At 77.2% G+C, this 232-nt stretch carries 1 pseudogene; it reads left to right on the top strand.

The features are described from left to right. Positions 1-34 precede the first annotated feature (34 nt). A pseudogene (locus ABD308_RS36185) lies at positions 35-232 on the top strand (hypothetical protein); the annotation flags it as partial.

Raw genomic sequence — 232 nt, 5'->3', positions numbered from 1 at the left:
CTCTTTCCGTGCCCGTGCCCCGTATGCTCGCGGCATGTCCGAGACGCCCGAAGACACGACCCTGGCCGAAGCCGTCGACGCGCTGGCGGACCGGTTCCGCGCGATGCCGCAGAGCCGGCTGCTGGGCGCCGTCCCCGGGCACCCCTCGCGGGCGGCGGCCGGGCTGGCGCTGGCCCTCCGGCTGGCGGTCGCCGCGCAGGCGGCCGAGGACTTCCCGGACGGCGTCTGGTTC

It is taken from the genome of Kitasatospora putterlickiae, assembly GCF_039527695.1.
Classification (GTDB): Bacteria; Actinomycetota; Actinomycetes; order Streptomycetales; family Streptomycetaceae; genus Kitasatospora; species Kitasatospora putterlickiae.
Note: the sequence above shows the minus strand (reverse complement) of the source record. Positions and strands in the feature narration are given on the sequence as shown.